The organism is Acinetobacter sp. CFCC 10889 (assembly GCF_003268395.1).
Taxonomy (GTDB): Bacteria; Pseudomonadota; Gammaproteobacteria; order Pseudomonadales; family Moraxellaceae; genus Acinetobacter.
On sequence record NZ_LQXQ01000120.1, the window covers coordinates 1 to 3298 of the forward strand.

Genomic DNA, 3298 nt, shown 5'->3' on the forward strand with positions numbered 1-3298 from the left:
TCAACTTCACCAATCCACGCATTTCCAATTGACGAACAATGCGTGGCTGAATGAACTCGTTGTTGATCTTACGTAAGTTGGCTTTACGGACTGAAAGCAGTGAACCAAGCGTGTGTAACGCAGGTTCATGCCAAGATTGAATGATTTGATCTGAGTTCATGACACCTCCGCTAAAGCGTGTTCAGCTTCGGTTAAACGGCGGTTGGCGTGGAGTTCGGCAACGGTTGCTGTGCGGATTTCATTAATAGCTAACATGCATGAGAACCCTATTAAGTAACCAAACATTCTGCAGTGAACCAATTCTTCGCCAGAGTTGCGCTCTATAGCTATAACAGTAAAAAGATATGGCTCTACATCATCACAAGTTGATACAACCACATCACCAACCAGGAAATCACTTTCAGTCGATTCCAATTCCGGCGAATTCGCCATAATTAAACAGTGATTGCACTGCTCTGTTTTAAATTCTGTGTACTTGTTAGCACATGGATGTTTTGGTATATTTGATTTCATATTCATGCCTCCTAAAGTTTGAATTACTAAAAGCCTGATGTACTAGATCAGGCTTTTTCCTTTTCTACGCTTCCATAGCCAAGCTCTTCCTTACGTTCACTGATTTCGTGATGGAAAAGATCATCTACTGATTCCACTCTATTGATATAGCACTTCATCATGTGAAACATTGAAGCTGCCGTTTCACGATCTAAGCTTTCATAAGTTTTTGGAACAACCTTGAATCCAAGAAGACTCAATAAGGCGCAAGCGTTTTCAATTTCAGTCAAACCATTGCTTTTCTTGTCATTCTTCATTCTTGAGAGCGTGCTTGGGTCTATCCCTAAGCGCTCTGCCAAAACACTATTGTTCGCCTGTGCAAGCGCATTAAATACACGCGCCATGTCATTTCTAGCACTTGCAGACATTTCGATTGATAATTTGCTCATAGTGGCTCCTAAGCGATTAATGTTTGGAGGTTGGCTTTTAGTTTCCCCCCTGATAAAACTTCAAAGGTCGCTTGGGTGCGAGGTGGGATTCCGAATTTTTCCCACTTCCACAGAGTTACCTTTGAAAATTTAATCTTTTTAGATAAATCAGTATGGTTTTCACACCCGTAGTGATTCATAAGGTCTTTTACATTCATAGTGCTTTAACTTAACTGTAGTTAATAAATCAAAGTTAACACATGATAACCGTAGTTTCAATGTTTTGTATTAACATTAGTTAATAATTTGAGGGTTTATTTATGTCTTTACATTTGCGCATACAACAAAAATTAGAAGAAAGAAATCTTCGTGTTGCTGACCTTGCTCGTGCAGCAAAAGTCTCCCCTGTTGCTGCAGGGAAGTGGTATCACGGCACAAGTCAACCCAAAGCTCAGAATTTAAAAGATATTGCTAAATTTCTTGGTGTAACTGATGACTGGTTATTAACAGGGAAGAATCCTCAAAAGCTAGACGACCTTAATATGCGAGAATTCATATCAAAGCATAAGTTGGATGTAAAAAATGAATCTTCATTTGATAAGAATGATATTCAATCTCCTTTAATTGTTGATTATGAGGGTGATAATCAGTTTATTTGGATTGATGTTGTTGAGGCTAATTTCTCATGCGGATCTGGTGAATCAATCGAGTTTCACTTTGATGTTGTTAGTGGAAAGCAACCTTTCCTTCCTAGCTTTTTCTATAAAAAAGGAATTGATCCTAAGAATGTAAAAATAATCAAAGCCAAAGGCGATAGTATGGCTGAGCGTATTTTTGATGGGGATCTGGTTGGTATTGATATGTCTCAAACTGAAATTATAGATGGGGAGATCTATGCTTTTTATTTTGAAGGTGAAGGCATGATCAAACAGATATTTAAAGAAGAAGGTGGAAGATTAATACTTCACAGTCTTAATCCAAAGTATCGCGATAGAGAAGTATCAGAACAAAATGGATTGAATTTTAGAGTTATGGGTCGTCAATTTTGGCGAGCAGGATAATTAAAACTGCGAACCCGACGCACTCTATTTGCGTCGGGCAAACAGATAACCTCCACCATACAAGAATCCATATATAAAAGTTAGTATTGAGTTGCAGAGGATAGGATGAGCGAGGTAGAAGCTTATTAATTTTTGAAAATAATCCATCAAGTAATCCCTATAAATTCATTAAATTGGAAACTATTTTGAAAAAAGATGATGAAAAGAAACCCATTAACTTGGGTCACCTTAATCTTGAAACGCTTGAAAAACTTACTAATGGAATGGATGTTCCGCAGAGCAATCAGAAAGATGATGATTTAATGCTGAAAGAGTTAGATGAACTTTTAGGAAAAAACCCTAAAATTGATAATATATTATCTGGAGATGCAATGAGAACGAAAAATAAATCTTATGATTTTAATTTTTTAAGATTAAGTGTCGATCAGGTTAAGGACTTACCCACCAATGAACTACTTAAGCTTTTAAGCGGTGAAAGTCACGATGGTTCAATTCATGAGACGACTATTCAGCTTATCTCCAATGAGATTTTAAGTAGACAGATTAAGGCATCATCAAAACCTCACTGGAATGTTTACGCAATTTTGGTGCTAACCTTTGTTGCTGCTGCAGCTAGTGTTATTGCATTACTAAAATAAAAGTTCGAACCACAGAGCACACCATTAGAAATACCAGAACAAGGTTTAAAATACTTTTGTTTTCAATATTCATAATTTCACCAGCCTACAAATGAGTAATAAAATTGAAGATATTAAGGTTATTAAGCCAAACAGCAGAGAGATAAGCATAATAGGTTTGTCTTCTTCACGCATAAAATTACATCCCTAAAAAGTAAACCAAATAACAATATTCCAAAAGATTGTGGCTACACTGAAAAATATTTGCGTATTTAGTATTTGATTTATACTCATAACAAACTCCATCTAACCCACCCAGTGTGGGTTTTCTTTTGTCCATTAAAACATAAACCATAGCTAATAAGAAGATTAACTATTGTTAACTTTTTTCTTGACTAATAAATTAACTGTAGTTAATATAAATCTTACACCCCAACCACAGAGACAAAAATGGAAATTCAAAATTTACGCCTCCAGGCACTACACATCACCGACGGTGATATTGAAAAAGCTCAAGACATTGAAAATTATGTTTTAGGGAATCAGAAAGCTGAAAAAGTGGCTGAGCCTCAGGCTGAATCTACTGATGCTAATGGCAACACTGGCTACTGCAACACTGGCAACTGCAACACTGGCGACCGCAACACTGGCGACTGGAACACTGGCGACCGCAACACTGGCTACTGGAACACTGGCGACC

Annotated in this window: 5 protein-coding genes; 3 read left to right on the forward strand and 2 right to left on the reverse strand. The window is 37.1% G+C overall.

The window, feature by feature from the left end:
• Positions 1-156 precede the first annotated feature (156 nt).
• Complete coding sequence (locus AVJ19_RS20590) at positions 157-513, reverse strand: hypothetical protein (protein WP_111861373.1); 357 nt, start codon at positions 511-513, stop codon at positions 157-159.
• A 47-nt stretch (positions 514-560) separates the two neighbouring features.
• Complete coding sequence (locus AVJ19_RS20595) at positions 561-941, reverse strand: transcriptional regulator (RefSeq protein WP_111861374.1); 381 nt, start codon at positions 939-941, stop codon at positions 561-563.
• Positions 942-1240: 299 nt separating this feature from the next.
• On the opposite strand from AVJ19_RS20595, the gene AVJ19_RS20605 reads away from it, so the two are divergent.
• The 3 genes from AVJ19_RS20605 to AVJ19_RS20615 all read left to right on the forward strand — a co-directional run.
• Positions 1241-1981 (forward strand): LexA family transcriptional regulator, encoded by a 741-nt coding sequence (locus AVJ19_RS20605; protein ID WP_111861376.1) that lies wholly within the window; start codon positions 1241-1243, stop codon positions 1979-1981.
• Positions 1982-2166: 185 nt separating this feature from the next.
• Complete coding sequence (locus tag AVJ19_RS20610; RefSeq protein WP_111861377.1) at positions 2167-2619, forward strand: hypothetical protein; 453 nt, start codon at positions 2167-2169, stop codon at positions 2617-2619.
• Between the two features lie 429 nt (positions 2620-3048).
• The coding region (locus AVJ19_RS20615; RefSeq protein WP_213067277.1) for a pentapeptide repeat-containing protein at positions 3049-3298 on the forward strand (250 nt) is incomplete at its 3' end.